Raw genomic sequence first — 13956 nt, forward strand, 5'->3', positions numbered from 1 at the left:
CCTCGTATGCGTGCAATGACCTATACCGAATACGGCGACCCTTCGACCCTCGAGCTCACCGATCTCCCGCAGCCGAAGGTCGGCCCCGGGAACGTGCTGATCCGCGTGGAGCGCGCGGCCGTGAACCCGGTGGACTGGAAGGTGATGGCGGGCGGCCTGGACCAGATGCTCGACGCCGTCTTCCCCGTGATCCCCGGTTGGGACGTGTCCGGGGTGGTCGAGCAGGTCGGCCCCGACTCCCCCGAGTTCGCCCCCGGTGACCGCGTCGCCTCCTACGGGCGCACCGACGTGGTCCACGGCGGCACCTTCGCCGAGTTCGTGGCGCTGCCCGCCACCTCGGTCGCGAAGATCCCGGACGGCGTGGAATTCGAGATCGCCGCCGGCCTTCCGCTGACGGGGCTGACCGCTCTGCGCTCCGTCGAGACGCTCGAGCTGAGCAGCGATGACACGGTGCTGATCCATGCCGCGTCCGGCGGGGTCGGATTCCTCGCCGCGCAGCTCGCGGTGGAGGCCGGTGCCCGCGTGATCGGCACCGCTTCCTCGCACAACCACGAGAAGCTGCAGGCCATCGGGGTCACCCCGGTGAACTATGGAGAGGGCCTGGTCGAGCGGGTGCGCGAGATCGCCCCCGAGGGCGTGAGCGCCGTGGCCGACTTCGTGGGCGGTGTGCGCGAGGAGACGCTCGCACTGCTCACCGAGGGCGGGCGGCACATCTCGATCGCCGATCCGTCGGTCGAGGAGCACGGCGGGCGCTGGCTGTGGGTGCGGCCCGACGGCGCACGCCTCGCCGCCCTGCTGGAGAAGGTCGCCGACGGCGCCCTCGAGGTGACGATCGACCGCACCGTCCCGCTGGTCGAGGTCGCGGAGGCCTTCGAGGCCAGCATGTCCGGCACCGCGAACGGCAAGATCCTCATCGACGCGACCCGCTGAGCCGCATGGTCCGCTCGACAGCGTGACGCGCGGAGCAGGACGGCACGGGACGACGACGGGCGGCCCCCTNNAGGGGGCCGCCCGTCGTCGTCTCAGCGCGCCCGCCGCAGCGGCCCCGGCGGAATCAGCAGGATCAGGCGCCGTGCTCGCCGCGGATCAGATCCGCCGCCCGCTCGCCGATCAGCATGGTGGTGATGTTGGGGTTCACCGCGACCAGCTGCGGCATGACCGAGCCGTCGACCACGCGCAGGCCCTTCACGCCCTTGACCCGCAGCTGCGGATCAAGGGGCGACATGTCGTCGTCCACCGCGCCCATCCGGCACGAGCCGGCGGGGTGGTAGACCGTGTTGTGGGTCTTGGAGACGTAGTCCGCGATCTCCTCGTCGGTCTGCACGTCCTCGCCGGGGAACAGCTCACGGCCGCGGTAGGCGTCCATGCCGGGCTGCGAGATGATCTCGCGAGCCTTGCGGATACCGGCGACGGCGACGGCCATGTCGTGGCCCTCCTCGTCGGTGAAGTAGCGCGGATCGACCTTCGGCTTGTCGCGGTAGTCGATGGTGCGCAGACGCACCGTGCCGCGCGAGCGGGCGTGGGTGACGTTCGGCGTGAGCGCGAAGGACTCCGGCGAGGTGGGGTAACCCTGACGGCGGGTGTGCATGTCGAAGGGCACCGAGCCGTAGTGCATCATCAGGTCCGGCAGGTCCAGGCCCTCCTGGGTGGGGCTGAAGATGCCGATCTCCCACCACTGGGTGGACTCGCGGGTCATCTTCTGGCTGGACTCCCAGGAGATCACGGCCTCCGGGTGGTCCTGCAGGTTCGAGCCGACGCCGGGGGAGTCGACGCGCACGTCGATGCCCACCTCGCGCAGATGGTCGGCCGGGCCGATGCCCGAGAGCATCAGCAGCTTCGGGGAGTCGATCGCCCCCGCGGAGAGGATGACCTCGCGCCGCGCGTGCATGATCGAGGAGCGGTCGAAGGCGTTGTCGATGTACTCCACGCCCGTGGCCCGCTGGTCCTCGTCGAACAGCACCCGCATCACCTGCAGGCCGGTGAGGACGTGCAGGTTCTCGCGCTCGAGGTTCGGGTGCAGGTAGGAGACCGAGGACGAGGCGCGGGTGCCGTCGGCCTGGCGGTTGACCTGGAACCAGTTGGCGCCGTTGACGACGGTCTCGAAGTCGTTGAACGTGGCCTTGGGGATCCCGGCCTGCTCACAGGCCTCCAGCAGCGCGACGCCGACGGGATCCTCGGGCGGGACGTCCATCAGGTGCACGGGACCGTCGGTGCCGTGGCCCTCGCCGGTGCGGGACATGTTCGTCTCCAGGCGTGCGATCAGCGGCATGATCGTCTCGGCGTTCCAGCCCTCGGCGCCCAGCTCCTCCCACAGGTCCATGTCCTCCGCCGGCGGGTGGAAGGCGATGCACGAGTTGTGCGAGGAGCAGCCGCCCAGCACCTTCGCGCGCGCATGGCGCATGAAGGAGTTGCCGTTCTCCTGCGGCTCGATCGGGTAGTCCCAGTCCAGCCCGGACTCGAGCAGCTCGGGCCAGCGCTTGAGCTGCAGCACCTCCTGGTGCTCGAGATCGGAGGGGCCGGCCTCGAGCAGGGCGACGTCGACGCTCGGATCCTCGCTGAGGCGCGAGGCCAGCGCCGCGCCGGCGGAGCCGCCGCCGACGATGACGTAATCGAACTCGGAGACGGGGTTCTCGGACATGAGGTCCTGGGTGGACATGGCTTCTGCTTCCTGTCGACGGATGAGGGGATGGGCGAGGGGCTGATCAGCCCTTGCGCGGGAACCAGCCGGAGACGGCCGGCTCGGTGTTCTGGTAGATGTGCTTGGTCTCGGTGTACTCCTCGAGACCGGTGGGGCCGAGCTCGCGGCCGACGCCGGACATCTTGAAGCCGCCCCACTCCGCCTGCGGCAGGTAGGGGTGGTAATCGTTGATCCAGATGGTGCCGTGGCGCAGACGCCGCGAGACGCGGTTCGCGGTCCCCGCATCCGAGCTCCACACCGCGCCGGCCAGGCCGTACTCGGTGTCGTTGGCGATCGAGATCGCCTCCTCCTCGGTGGAGAAGGTCTCGACGGTGATCACCGGGCCGAAGCCCTCCTCGACCACGGCCGGGTTGTCGGAGCTGCAGTCGTCCAGCACGGTCGGGGCGTAGAAGAAGCCCTGCTCGTGCTCCGGGCCGCCCCAGTTGCCGCCGGTGCGCAGGCGAGCCCCGGCCTCGATGCCGCGCTGGACGTAATCGGTGACCTTGTCGCGGTGCTCCTTCGAGACCAGCGGGCCGGTCTCGGCCTTCTCGTCCAGCGGGCCGCCCATGACGATGCCCTCGGCGCGCTGGACCAGCTCGTCGACGAACTTCTCGGCGATGGTGTCCTGCACGATCAGGCGAGTGCCCGCCGAGCAGACCAGCCCGGAGTCCAGGAAGCCGGCGTTGAGCGCATTGTCCAGCGCCGCCTCGTAGTCGGCGTCGGCGAACACCACGTTGGGGTTCTTGCCGCCCAGCTCGAGGGCGACCTTCTTGACGCCCTGCGCAGCCGCCTCGGCGATCTTGCGACCGGTGACCAGGCCGCCGGTGAAGGAGACCAGGTCGATCTCCGGGTGGGAGGACAGTGGAGCGCCGACCACGCCGCCGTCGCCGAGCACCAGGTTCGCCACCCCGGCCGGGAGGCCGAGCTTGTCGAGCACGTCCAGGATCAGGATCGTGGTGTGCGGGGTGAGCTCGGCGGGCTTGATCACGAAGGAGTTGCCTGCGGCGAGGGCCGGGGCGATCTTCCACGAGGCCTGCAGCAGCGGGAAGTTCCACGGCGTGATCATGCCGCACACGCCGATCGGCTCGTGCACCACGCGGGAGATGACGCTGTCATCGCCGGCGTCGACGAGACGGCCGGGGTTCTGGTCGGCGATCTTCCCGAAGTAGCGGAAGCAGGCGGTGATGTCGTCCATGTCGCCCTCGGCCTCGACCAGGCGCTTGCCGGTGTCCAGCGCCTCGGCGCGGGCGAACTCGTCCTTGCGGGCCTGCAGCGCATCGGCGACCTGCAGCAGGAAATCGCCGCGCTCGGACGCGGGCTTGTCGGCCCAGACGCGCGAGTCGAAGGCCCGACGGGCCGCGAGGATCGCACGCTCGACGTCCTCGGCGCTCGCCTCGGAGACGATGCCGACCTCGGACTGGTCGGCCGGGCAGGTGACGGTGCGGGTGGCGCCGGTGGAGGAGGGCACCCACTGACCGTCGATGAACAGGGTGGCGGAGGTGTCAGTCATTGTTCTCCTTGGTCCCGATCTCGTCGGAGACGAGCGCGGGGTCGGTGGGATGGTCGTCCGTCGGGTCGATCTGATCGGTGTCGATCCAGGTCTCCGGCGCGGTGACCGGGATGGTGCCGGTCGCGGTGCCGATCTCCTGGCTCATCGTGAGATACATGATGTGGTGGTCGTAGGAGTCCAGGACATCGGTGATCACCTGCTCCTTCGTGTACCCCATGATGTCCCGTCCGCGGGAGCCGAGCATCGAGAAGATCTCGATGCGGTAGTAGACGTCCCGCACGGTGGAGAGGTTCGCGGCGAAGCTCGGCACCGAGTAGGCCACCGGGTAGGCCTGGTACTTGAAGTCCTCGGCATCCCGGAAGGAGACCACGAGGTCCACGAACGGGACCGAGCAGTCCGGGTGGTCCCCGCGATGGCAGGAGACGTCGGCTCCGAGCTTCGCAAGCTCGGCCGCGACCTCCTCGACCGCGGGAGCGGCGACGCTCTCGACGTATTCGCGCGCCTTCGCCTCATCGGCGTAGGACATGCGCATGTGCAGCCGCTGGCGCCACGATCCGCGCTCACCGGTCCCGGCGTCGCGCACGCGGCTGGTGAGCATCGCCGGCAAGGCCGCGCGGCGCGACTCGAGGTTCATGCTCTCCGTGCGCAGCACCTTCCACAGGCTGAACATGACCAGGTAGATGAGCACCGACAGCGGCAGGCCCACCATCACGGTCGCGGCCTGCAGCGTGTACACACCGTTGATGAACAGCATGACCAGCGTCAGGGCGCCGGTGATCACCGCCCACACGATGCGCAGCCAGGGCGCCCCGTCGGAGTCGGTGGTCGAGGCCTTGGACGTCATGTTGGCCATCACCAGCGAACCGGAGTCCGCCGAGGTGACGTAGAAGAACAGGCCGGTGACCAGGGCGACCGCGGTGGTGAAGGTGGCGCCGGGGTACTGCTGCAGCAGGTTGAAGAAACCGGACTCGGGCTGGTTGATCGCGAGGTCCAGGAACTCCGCGTCGCCGAAGAAGCTCAGTGCCGCGTTCCCGAAGATCGACACCCACAGCAGGATGAACGAGAACGGGATCAGCAGCACGCCGACCACGAACTGACGCAGCGTGCGGCCACGGGAGATCCGCGCGAGGAACAGGCTCACGAAGGGCGCCCAGGCGATCCACCAGGCCCAGAAGAACAGGGTCCAGTCCGCCATCCACTGGTCCGAGGAGTAGCCGGCCTCGGCGGCGCCGTCGGTGTAGGCGAAGGTGTTCATCATCATCGACGGGAACCGGGAGAAGAAGTCACCGATGTTCTGCACCAGGGAGTTCAGCAGCTCATGGGTGTTGCCGGAGAACAGCACCCACAGCATGAGGATGATCGCGAGGATGACGTTGAGCTCGGAGAGCCGGCGGATGCCCTTGTCCACGCCGGAGACGGTGGACAGGATCGTGATGAACACGGCCAGCGCCATCAGCGCGATCTGCACGCCGAGGGAGTTGGGAATCCCGAAGAGGGCGGAGAGGCCGAAGTTCAGGAAGACCACGCCGATACCCAGGGACACCGAGATGCCGAAGATGGTGCCGATCGTGGCGCCGATCTCGGCGACGTGGCCCACGGGGCCGTGGATCCGCTTCCCGAAGATCGGGGCCAGGGCGGAACGGATCGACAGCGGCAGGTGGTACCGATAGGCGAACAGTCCGAAGGCCATGCCCATCAGGGCGTACATCGCCCAGCCGGGGATGCCGTAGTGGAAGATCGTCCAGATCGGCGCCATCCGTGCCGCCTCCTCGGAGCCGGCCGGGACGTCCGGCGGGGTGAGGAAGTTGGTGGCGGGGCCGGAGATCCCGAAGAACATGAGGTCCACGCCGATGCCGGCGGCGAAGAGCATCGCGGCCCAGGTGAACAGGTTGTACTTCGGCACGGAGTGGTCCGGGCCCATCCGCGTTCCTCCGACCTTGGAGAACGCGACGATCAGCACGAACAGGACCACGAGCGTCGCGGTCAGCACGTAATACCAGCCGAAGTTCGTGGCGACCCAGCCCATCGAGCCGAAGATGACGGTCTCCGCCGTGTCCGGCCAGATGGCCGCGAAGAGCACGAAGGCGACGATGAGAACGGCGGTGCCCACGAACACGGGCCAGTTCACGGGGGAGGGCGTCGGTGCGGTCGCAGAGCTGCTCGGTGATCCCGATCCGCGTCCACCGGGGTCCCTCCCGGCTCCGGGGGTCTCCAGGGGGCGCGGGATCTTGGCAGCCTCTGCCATCTCGGTCCTTTCGATCGACGTGCGAGCGCTGCGGACCGGTTCGCACGAGCGAGCTGGCCCGGCGGTGGGATGGTGCCGGCAGCCGTGAGCTCCCCTCAGGCTGCAGACGGTTCATCACCCTAGGTAAGTGCGCAGTGGAGCGTCCACTGCCTGGCCAGAGGGGTGACTGAACAGTCAGGAGTCGTGTGCGAGAGCGCACGCCGGGCGCTGAACCGCCTGGTGCTGGCCATAGTCTGCGCCAGCACGGAGGGCCTGTCCAGATGCCGGAGCGGCCCGGATGCCAGAGGGCCCGGGCCGGCGGGGCTGGTGCGGTCGGCGGGGCGGTGAGGTCGTGAGGGTGGTCGGGATCCGGCCGACTGGGGACACAATGGAGTGTGACCAGGACGCCTCCCACCCTTGCCCGTCGGACCGACAGCGCGATCGCCGGACTCTCGCCGGGCTATTTCGCGCTGGTGATGGCGACGGGAATCGTGGCGGTCGCTCTGCGCGAGGCGGGCTGGCCGGTGACCTCGCGCGTGCTTCTCGGGGTGGCCGCGTTCGCCTACGTCGTGCTCGTCGCCCTGTACGTGACCCGGGCGGTCCGGCACGGCCGACGGATGCGCCGGGACGCCGGCAACCCGGAGACGGCCTTCGGCTACTTCACGATCGTCGCCGGCACCGGCGTGATCGCCGTCGGCATGCAGGGGAACGGGTTCGACGGTCTCTCCGTCGCGCTGCTGGCCGTGGCCGCCACGGTCTGGCTCGTGCTGGGCTACGTGCTGCCCTGGCAGGTGCTCATGGCCCGCGACGGCCTGCCGATCCTGGCCCGGACCAACGGCACCTGGTTCATCTGGTCCGTCGGCTCGCAATCCCTCGCGGTCGGGCTCTCGAGCCTCGCTCCGGCGAACCCGCGCTCCGCCGACCTGGTCGGCATCCTCACGGTGCTGTTCTGGTCCGTCGGCACGATCCTCTACGTCGGGATCGCGGTGCTGGTGATCCTCCGGGTCGTGCACCACGGCATCACCCCGCAGCAGTTCGAGCCCCCGTACTGGGTGGCGATGGGGGCCCTGGCGATCTCGGTGGTCGCCGGGGCGAGCATCGTGGACATGGGGCCGGCCCCGATGGTCGACGCCGCCCGCGGTCTCATCGGAGGCACCGTCGTCATCTTCTGGTGCTTCGCGGCGTGGCTGGTGCCGCTGCTGGTCGGCGCCGGGATCTGGCGTCACGCGATCCACCGCGTCCCGCTGCGCTACAGCCCGTCCCTGTGGTCGATGGTGTTCCCGCTGGGCATGTTCGCCGTCGCCTCGATGCGGCTGGGACGGGTCGAGCATCTGCCGCTCGTGGAGACCATCGGGAACGGCTTCCTCCTCGTCGCCGTGCTGGCCTGGGTCCTGGTCGCCGCAGGCCTCGTGACGCAGCTGGTGCGCGGGGTGCGCGGGGCTCGCGGGCAGCACGCCTGAGCCGCGGCACGACGGACCCCGCGCCCGCATCTCGGGCGCCCCGGTGCGCCAGCGTGTGCTGCCCCCGGCTCACACGCATGCCGCCCTCGGCACTCGCGCACGCTGCAGTGGCGACCCAACGCCCGCCGCAGTAGCGTGACCGGACCGCCGCGCAGGGAGGAGCTCGAGATGACCCGATCGCATCGACAGATCGCCGCCGCACTGCTGGAGGACCACGGCACCACCTACGCCCACCAGGCCGGGATCCGCCTCGCGGACAAGCCCTCGCCGCTGTATCGGCTGCTGGTCCTCGCCACCCTGCTGTCCACACGGATCGATGCCGACATCGCCGTGGCGGCCGCGCGGGAGCTCTCCGCCGCCGGGTTCCGCACCCCGCAGCGAATGCTCGACGCCACGTGGCAGCAGCGGGTCGACGCACTGGGACGAGGCCACTACCGCCGATACGACGAGTCCACCGCGACGCGACTGGGCGACGGGGCGCAGCTGCTGCTCGACACCTATCGCGGGGATCTGCGATCGCTGCGCAGCGCCGGCGACGGCCCGCAGGGAGTGCTCGAGCGGCTGCAGGACTTCCCGGGCATCGGTCCCACCGGAGCGGCGATCTTCGTGAGGGAGGCGCAGGGGCTCTGGCCCGAGCTGGCGCCGTTCTTCGACCGCAAGGCCCTGGACGGTGCTCGCCGACTCGGTCTGCCGGAGGACCCCGAGACGCTGGACACGCTGATCGACCCGGCAGATCGTGCCCGTCTCGCCGCCGCCCTGGTGCGTGCCGCTCTCCGGAAGGTGCGGCCCGCGGACCTGACGGGAGAGGACTGCGCCGACCGACCGAACGGCCCGTCGGGCTCGTGACGGTGGGCGCTGGAACGCGTCGGCAGTAGCATGCGACCACGATCAGGAGCCGCCGGCGACCGGTGGCCGACGCCGTAGGAGGTTCACGATGACAGAGCCGACGCCCGACGACCGACAGGACCCCGGAACGCAGACCCCGGACGGCGCAGCGACGACGCAGCCGAACCGCCACGAGGGGGAGATGATCGGCGCGACGGGGGATGCCCAGGGCGATCCCGCACTCGAGAAGGACCCCGAGGAGTGGGTCAGCGGCGACGACCCGATGACCGCCTCGCAGAAGTCCTACCTCGACACGCTCGCCAAACGGGCGGGGGAGACGCTGCCGGCCGATCTCACCAAGGCGGAGGCCTCCGAGCACATCGACCGCCTGCAGGGCCGCGACGGCGGCTGACCGGACCATGGGCGAGCGAGGTTCAGGAAAGGACGACCATGGCACAGCGATTCGACGTCGGTGATCACGTCACCTGGAATTCGGAGGCAGGGCACGTCTCGGGGCACGTCACGAAGGTGCACACGGAGGACTTCACCTACAAGGGGCACAAGCGTCGTGCCTCGGCCGACGAGCCCCAGTACGAGATCGAGAGCGACCGGACCGACCACATCGCCGCTCACAAGGAGGATGCGCTGCGCCTCGTCGAGGACGACTGACGCGCAGCGGGGCGGGGCACAGCGGTCGCAGACCGTGCCCCGCCGCCACGGCGATCGAGGACGAGGTCAGTCGACCTGCAGCTCGCCCATCGGGCCCCATCCGTCGCCCTCGACCTGGTGGGAGACGATCTGTGGAGTGGCCGCGAGGTACTGAGGGAAGTCCTCCTGCATGGCCTTGAAGTGGGCGGACTCCACATGCGGGCCGGCGCCCTCATCGGTGAACGCCTCGATGAGCACGTAGGTGTCGGGCTCCTTCACGCTGCGCGACCATTCGAACCAGAGGTTGCCCGGTTCGGCGAGTGTGGTCTCGGTGAACTCGCGGGAGATCTCCGGCCACTGGTCGGCGTACTCGGGCTTCACGGGGAACTTCACGTTAATCAGGATCATCATCAGGTCCTTTCGGTGCGTGCGGGTGAGCACAGCCTGCTCCACCCGCCTGGCGTACGGTCGTCTGATTCTCGCAGGAGCGGGCCAGCCTGCGGGAGGCCCACGGCGACGGCGAACAGGACACCGAGGTCGACAGCTGCGGCCCGTCCCTTCCTGCGTCGGCAGGACGAGACGGGCCGCAGCTGTTCTCCGGGGTCAGCCCTCGGTGAGGCCCTCCTCGCCCGGCCCCGAGCGGCCGGTGGTCACCGTTCGCGGGCGCAGCGAGCGGATGAAGAAGGCGCCGATGAAGCCGAGCACGCCGATGCAACCGGCCACGATGAACGCGACGTTCACGCCATGGATCGGGCCCTGCGCACCGTGGGTCGCCGGGTCCAGCGCTGCCGAGGTCATCACCGTCACCAGCACCGCGGTGCCGACGGAGGCGGCGATCTGTCGCAGCGTGTTGTTCAGCGCCGTGCCGTGCGGGATGAGGTGCTGGGGCAGCTGGTTCAGCGCGGCCGTGGTGACCGGCATGATCACCATGGCCGTGCCGAACATGCGCACGCCGTTGACGATGGCGATGTACGCGAAGGTCGTGGTGGGGGTGAGCACCGCGAACATGAACGTCGTGACGGTGACCAGTCCGAAGCCGATGATGGCCAGCCAGCGGGCTCCGAAGCGGTCGAAGATCCGCCCGGTCACCGGCGACATCAGGCCCATGACCGCAGCACCCGGCAGGAGGACCAGCCCGGAGGACATCGCGGAATGGCCGGTCATGTTCTGCATGTACAGCGGGATCAGGAGCATCCCGCCGATCATCGCCATGAACACGAGCATGCCCAGCGCGGTGCCGAGGGTGAACATGCGGTACCGCAGCACGCGGAACTCGAGGATCGGCTGCTCAAGACGCGTCTGGCGGAGGATGAACCACACCAGGGAGACCATGCCGACGGGGAGGGAGATGAGCACCTCGGTGCTCGCCCATCCGGTGTTGCCTGCGGTGCCGAGCCCGAAGAGGAGGCCGCCGAAGCCGAACGTGGACAGGATGATCGAGACGACGTCCAGGCGCGGGAAGGTGCGCTCGGTGACGTTCTTCAGGATGAAGTGGGCGACGATCATGTCGATGATCGCGATCGGCACCAGCATGATGAACAGCGTCTGCCACGGCAGATGGTCCACGATCCAGCCGGACAGGCTGGGCCCGATCGCGGGGGCGAAGGCGATCACCAGTCCGAAGGTGCCCATCGCGCTGCCACGCTTCTCGAGCGGGAAGACCGCGAACAGGATCGTCTGCATGAGCGGCATGATGATGCCGCCTCCGGACGCCTGGACGACGCGACCGAGCAGCAGCACCGGGTAGACCGGCGCGAGGGCGCAGATCACGGTGCCCACGGTGAAGAGCCCCATCGCGGTGAAGAACAGCGTGCGGGTGGTGAACTTCTGGATCAGGAATGCGGTGATCGGGATCATGATCCCGTTGACGAGCATGAAGATCGTCGTGACCCACTGCGCCGAGTTGGCGGTGATGTCGAAATCCCGCATGAACGCGGGCAACGCCGTATTGAGCAGCGTCTGGTTCAGGATGACGATGAACGCTCCTGAGACCAGGGTCGCCAGCACGACGTTGCGGTTGAACGGGGCGGGTTTTCCGCTCGCCGTCGTCACATGAGGCCTCTCTGTTCGGTTCCGGGGAGTGCGTCGTGCGGCCCCGGTGCGAGGGCCGACCGACCCTCGCACCTTAGGCGCGATGTTGCACCGACTGCAACATTCGGAGCCGAGCTCCTCAGAGGTTGATCGTCACATCACCCTTCTCCTTGAGATCCGCCGCGAGCTTCGTGGCGGCCTCGCCCTGCTGCTGCGAGACGGTCTGCTGGGCGAGCTGGTCCTTGACGTCCTCGAAGGGCGGGATCTCGGACTCCTGGCCGCCGGCCTGGTCCTGCTGAGCGACCAGCTCGTCATACTGCGCCTTGAGCTCCTTGTCGGAGGGCTCCTTGATGTCGCTCTCCTGCTCGACATACGTGGTCAGCGCGTACTGGGAGGCGGCGTCGGCGCGCACGTCCTTCTCGTCCATGCCCTGCTCCTCGAGGGCCTGGACCACTTCGTCGGCGGATCCCAGGCCGTTCTGGGCCGCGATCTCCTCGAGGGTCGCGTCGATGTCCTCGTCGCTCGCCGTGATCCCGGAGTCGTCCGCCGCCTGCTGCAGCAGCTCGTTGTCGACGAGCTGACCGGCGACCTGCTTCTTCAGCTCGTCCTGGTCGGTCTCCTGACCGGTGGACTGCTGCTGCATGGCGGCCTGCTGGAACTGGGCCTCGTAGGTCTGGACGAACTGGTCCTTGGTGATCTTCTCGCCGTTGACCTCCGCGACCACGTCGGGGACGTCGGAGACGTCGGCCTCGGGGGCGGCCTGCTCGGCGCCGCCGCCATCGCTCGCGGCCGGCTGTGCGCCGCCGCCATCGCTGGCGCCGGACTGGGCGGCCTGGTCGTCACTGCATCCGGTGAGCGCCACGACTGCGGCGAACGAGACCGCCACGAGCGAGCGGCGGATCTGAGAGGTGCTGGGGACCTTCACTGTGCCTCCTGGGGTTGAGCGGCGACGGCGACGCTACGCCCCGAAACCTGGAATCGCGTTGCGGAATCGACCAGGTCACGGTCAGGAACAGGCATTCCGTGGGCTGTCTCTCGCCGCTCTTCGGACGTAGGCTCACGAGGCATGGCACTCATTCTTCCGACGGACTGCGGCAACTCCCCACGGATGGCGCTCGTCGCCGAACTCATGGCGGCCTGGGCATCCGGGGAGCATGCACCGGTGCAGGAGTGGCTCGCCGAGGGCAGTCGCTGGACCCTGGTCGGCACGGCTGACCAGGACGATCGCGAGGCCCGCGGTGGTGACCAGAGCGCCGCCGACGAGACGTCGCGTGGGGGCTCAGCAGTGGTGCCCGCACCGTTCGAGGCCGAGACGGGCGAGATCCTCAGCGTCCTGAATCACGGCCGGCTCGCCGCGTGCGACGGCTTCCTGATGCGGGGCGAGGAACGCGTGGACTTCTGCCATGTGATCCGGTTCGCGGGCACCGGGAAGACGTCCCGGATCCGTGAGATCCGCACGTATCTCCAGCCATCCGACGCGTCCTGAAGGGCGATGCTCCGTCGCGGCGCGTCACCCGTACGGCCCTCCTGTCGGATCTTCGGTGACGGCAGCACGATGCCCGGCGCCACCCGCCGACGCGGGGGACCGGGCATCGTGTCGCGCCGTGGGGGAGCGCTCAGTACCCGATCGAGGCGAGGTACTCGCGGGACTCCCGGATGCAGTCGATCGGGTCGCGGCCGTAGGTGTCGTCCTGCTCGATGAGGAAGTACTCGGCACCGGCCTCCTCGGCGGCAGGCAGCAGCTCGGGCCAGTTCATGTTGCCCTGGCCCACCTCCGCGAACTGGGCGAGGGACAGGAAGACGCTGTAGAACTCCGTCATGTCCATGTCCTGCGCCTCGAACCTCTCGACGGTCTCCGCAGGCAGCGGGGCGATGCGGAAGTCCTTGACATGGATGAGCTTGCAGGCGCCGGAGTAGGCCTTGAGCATGTCCAGCGGGGCCATGCCTCCGCGCTGGACCCAATGCAGATCCACCTCGAACAGCAGGGACGGGGCGACGCGGCGCACGATGTCGAAGATCCGCTCGCCCTCGAACTGGATGAGGTCCACGTGGTGATTGTGGTAGCACAGCGTGACGCCCTGCTCCGCGAGGCGGGCGGCGTAGGGCTCCACCGACGCGGCCCACTCCTCGCAGGCCTGCTTGGAGGTCATCGCCGAGAACGGCATCATGCCGATGCGCAGGAAGCGGGATCCGGTCCGCCGGCAGGCGTCGACGGCGCGGTCGAACTCGGTCTCCAGGGCGAAGCCGTTGCCGCCCGGCGCGATCGAGGCGCTCATGGCGGCGGTCTCCACCCCGAAGTCGGCCCGGCCGCGCACGAGATCCTCGATCAGCTCGTCGGTCATCTCCACCTGGGAGACCTCGACGGCGTCGATGTCGAGCTCGCGCACCTGGCGCAGCACCTCGTACATCCCCTTCTCGTTGATCTGGTCCTTGAGCATCATGAGCTGGAGTCCGAGGACGGGCATGGTCTCTCCTTCGAGGGTCGTGTGGGCCGTGAGGGCCGTGAGGTTCGTGAGGGTGCAGCTGCGTGTGGGCGGAGCGGGGAGGAGCCGACGTCGGGCACGTCGGCGACGGGCCTGTC

General features: G+C 69.0%; 13 protein-coding genes. 6 read left to right on the plus strand and 7 right to left on the minus strand.

The window, feature by feature from the left end:
- Nucleotides 1–15: 15 nt before the first annotated feature.
- The gene (locus CIK71_RS06865; RefSeq protein ID WP_096164455.1) at nucleotides 16–930 is read left to right on the plus strand and encodes an NADP-dependent oxidoreductase; all 915 of its coding nucleotides are present in this window, start codon (nucleotides 16–18) and stop codon (nucleotides 928–930) included.
- Between the two features lie 133 nt (nucleotides 931–1063).
- Here CIK71_RS06865 and CIK71_RS06870 read toward each other — a convergent pair whose 3' ends face one another.
- The 3 genes from CIK71_RS06870 to betT are packed head-to-tail and all read right to left on the minus strand — an operon-like array spanning nucleotide 1064 to nucleotide 6432.
- Nucleotides 1064–2656, minus strand: coding sequence for a GMC family oxidoreductase (locus CIK71_RS06870; protein ID WP_096164456.1), 1593 nt, complete (start codon nucleotides 2654–2656; stop codon nucleotides 1064–1066).
- Nucleotides 2657–2702: 46 nt separating this feature from the next.
- Nucleotides 2703–4187, minus strand: a complete 1485-nt coding sequence (locus CIK71_RS06875; RefSeq protein ID WP_096164457.1) for an aldehyde dehydrogenase family protein — start codon at nucleotides 4185–4187, stop codon at nucleotides 2703–2705.
- The gene (betT, locus tag CIK71_RS06880) at nucleotides 4180–6432 is read right to left on the minus strand and encodes a choline BCCT transporter BetT (RefSeq protein WP_096164458.1); all 2253 of its coding nucleotides are present in this window, start codon (nucleotides 6430–6432) and stop codon (nucleotides 4180–4182) included. Before betT ends, CIK71_RS06875 begins: the two co-directional genes overlap by 8 nt.
- A gap of 374 nt (nucleotides 6433–6806) precedes the next feature.
- Here betT and CIK71_RS06885 point away from each other — a divergent pair, with 374 nt between their 5' ends.
- The 4 genes from CIK71_RS06885 (at nucleotide 6807) to CIK71_RS06900 (ending at nucleotide 9365) form a co-directional block, all read left to right on the plus strand.
- Nucleotides 6807–7871, plus strand: coding sequence for a tellurite resistance/C4-dicarboxylate transporter family protein (locus tag CIK71_RS06885; RefSeq protein ID WP_245857364.1), 1065 nt, complete (start codon nucleotides 6807–6809; stop codon nucleotides 7869–7871).
- 168 nt (nucleotides 7872–8039) lie between these two features.
- Nucleotides 8040–8717, plus strand: a complete 678-nt coding sequence (locus CIK71_RS06890) for an HhH-GDP family DNA glycosylase (protein WP_096164459.1) — start codon at nucleotides 8040–8042, stop codon at nucleotides 8715–8717.
- Nucleotides 8718–8805: 88 nt separating this feature from the next.
- On the plus strand, nucleotides 8806–9108 hold the full coding sequence (locus CIK71_RS06895) for a DUF3072 domain-containing protein (RefSeq protein WP_096164460.1): 303 nt from the start codon (nucleotides 8806–8808) through the stop codon (nucleotides 9106–9108).
- 38 nt (nucleotides 9109–9146) lie between these two features.
- The gene (locus tag CIK71_RS06900) at nucleotides 9147–9365 is read left to right on the plus strand and encodes a hypervirulence associated TUDOR domain-containing protein (protein WP_096164461.1); all 219 of its coding nucleotides are present in this window, start codon (nucleotides 9147–9149) and stop codon (nucleotides 9363–9365) included.
- Nucleotides 9366–9431: 66 nt separating this feature from the next.
- Here CIK71_RS06900 and CIK71_RS06905 read toward each other — a convergent pair whose 3' ends face one another.
- The 3 genes from CIK71_RS06905 to CIK71_RS06915 form a co-directional block, all read right to left on the minus strand.
- A complete protein-coding gene (locus CIK71_RS06905) occupies nucleotides 9432–9752 on the minus strand; it encodes a putative quinol monooxygenase (RefSeq protein ID WP_096164490.1) in 321 nt (106 codons plus the stop codon).
- A gap of 195 nt (nucleotides 9753–9947) precedes the next feature.
- Nucleotides 9948–11396, minus strand: a complete 1449-nt coding sequence (locus CIK71_RS06910; protein WP_096164462.1) for an MDR family MFS transporter — start codon at nucleotides 11394–11396, stop codon at nucleotides 9948–9950.
- 118 nt (nucleotides 11397–11514) lie between these two features.
- A complete protein-coding gene (locus CIK71_RS06915) occupies nucleotides 11515–12300 on the minus strand; it encodes a SurA N-terminal domain-containing protein (protein ID WP_096164463.1) in 786 nt (261 codons plus the stop codon).
- 141 nt (nucleotides 12301–12441) lie between these two features.
- Between CIK71_RS06915 and CIK71_RS06920 the strand changes: the two genes are divergently transcribed.
- On the plus strand, nucleotides 12442–12861 hold the full coding sequence (locus CIK71_RS06920) for a nuclear transport factor 2-like protein (RefSeq protein ID WP_141393695.1): 420 nt from the start codon (nucleotides 12442–12444) through the stop codon (nucleotides 12859–12861).
- 130 nt (nucleotides 12862–12991) lie between these two features.
- On the opposite strand, the gene CIK71_RS06925 is transcribed toward CIK71_RS06920, so the two are convergent.
- Nucleotides 12992–13840 (minus strand): sugar phosphate isomerase/epimerase family protein, encoded by an 849-nt coding sequence (locus CIK71_RS06925; RefSeq protein WP_096164465.1) that lies wholly within the window; start codon nucleotides 13838–13840, stop codon nucleotides 12992–12994.
- Nucleotides 13841–13956 lie beyond the last annotated feature (116 nt).

The organism is Brachybacterium alimentarium, from assembly GCF_002332425.1.
Classification (GTDB): domain Bacteria; phylum Actinomycetota; class Actinomycetes; order Actinomycetales; family Dermabacteraceae; genus Brachybacterium; species Brachybacterium alimentarium.

Excerpts from the sequence above, each read along its gene's own strand:
- CIK71_RS06920 (WP_141393695.1), top strand. The coding sequence starts at position 12,442 with ATGGCACTCATTCTTCCGACGGACTGCGGCAACTCCCCACGGATGGCG.
- CIK71_RS06870 (WP_096164456.1), bottom strand. The coding sequence starts at position 2,656 with ATGTCCACCCAGGACCTCATGTCCGAGAACCCCGTCTCCGAGTTCGAT.
- CIK71_RS06925 (WP_096164465.1), bottom strand. The coding sequence starts at position 13,840 with ATGCCCGTCCTCGGACTCCAGCTCATGATGCTCAAGGACCAGATCAAC.
- CIK71_RS06895 (WP_096164460.1), top strand. The coding sequence starts at position 8,806 with ATGACAGAGCCGACGCCCGACGACCGACAGGACCCCGGAACGCAGACC.
- CIK71_RS06900 (WP_096164461.1), top strand. The coding sequence starts at position 9,147 with ATGGCACAGCGATTCGACGTCGGTGATCACGTCACCTGGAATTCGGAG.
- betT (WP_096164458.1), bottom strand. The coding sequence starts at position 6,432 with ATGGCAGAGGCTGCCAAGATCCCGCGCCCCCTGGAGACCCCCGGAGCC.
- CIK71_RS06865 (WP_096164455.1), top strand. The coding sequence starts at position 16 with ATGACCTATACCGAATACGGCGACCCTTCGACCCTCGAGCTCACCGAT.
- CIK71_RS06875 (WP_096164457.1), bottom strand. The coding sequence starts at position 4,187 with ATGACTGACACCTCCGCCACCCTGTTCATCGACGGTCAGTGGGTGCCC.
- CIK71_RS06905 (WP_096164490.1), bottom strand. The coding sequence starts at position 9,752 with ATGATCCTGATTAACGTGAAGTTCCCCGTGAAGCCCGAGTACGCCGAC.
- CIK71_RS06890 (WP_096164459.1), top strand. The coding sequence starts at position 8,040 with ATGACCCGATCGCATCGACAGATCGCCGCCGCACTGCTGGAGGACCAC.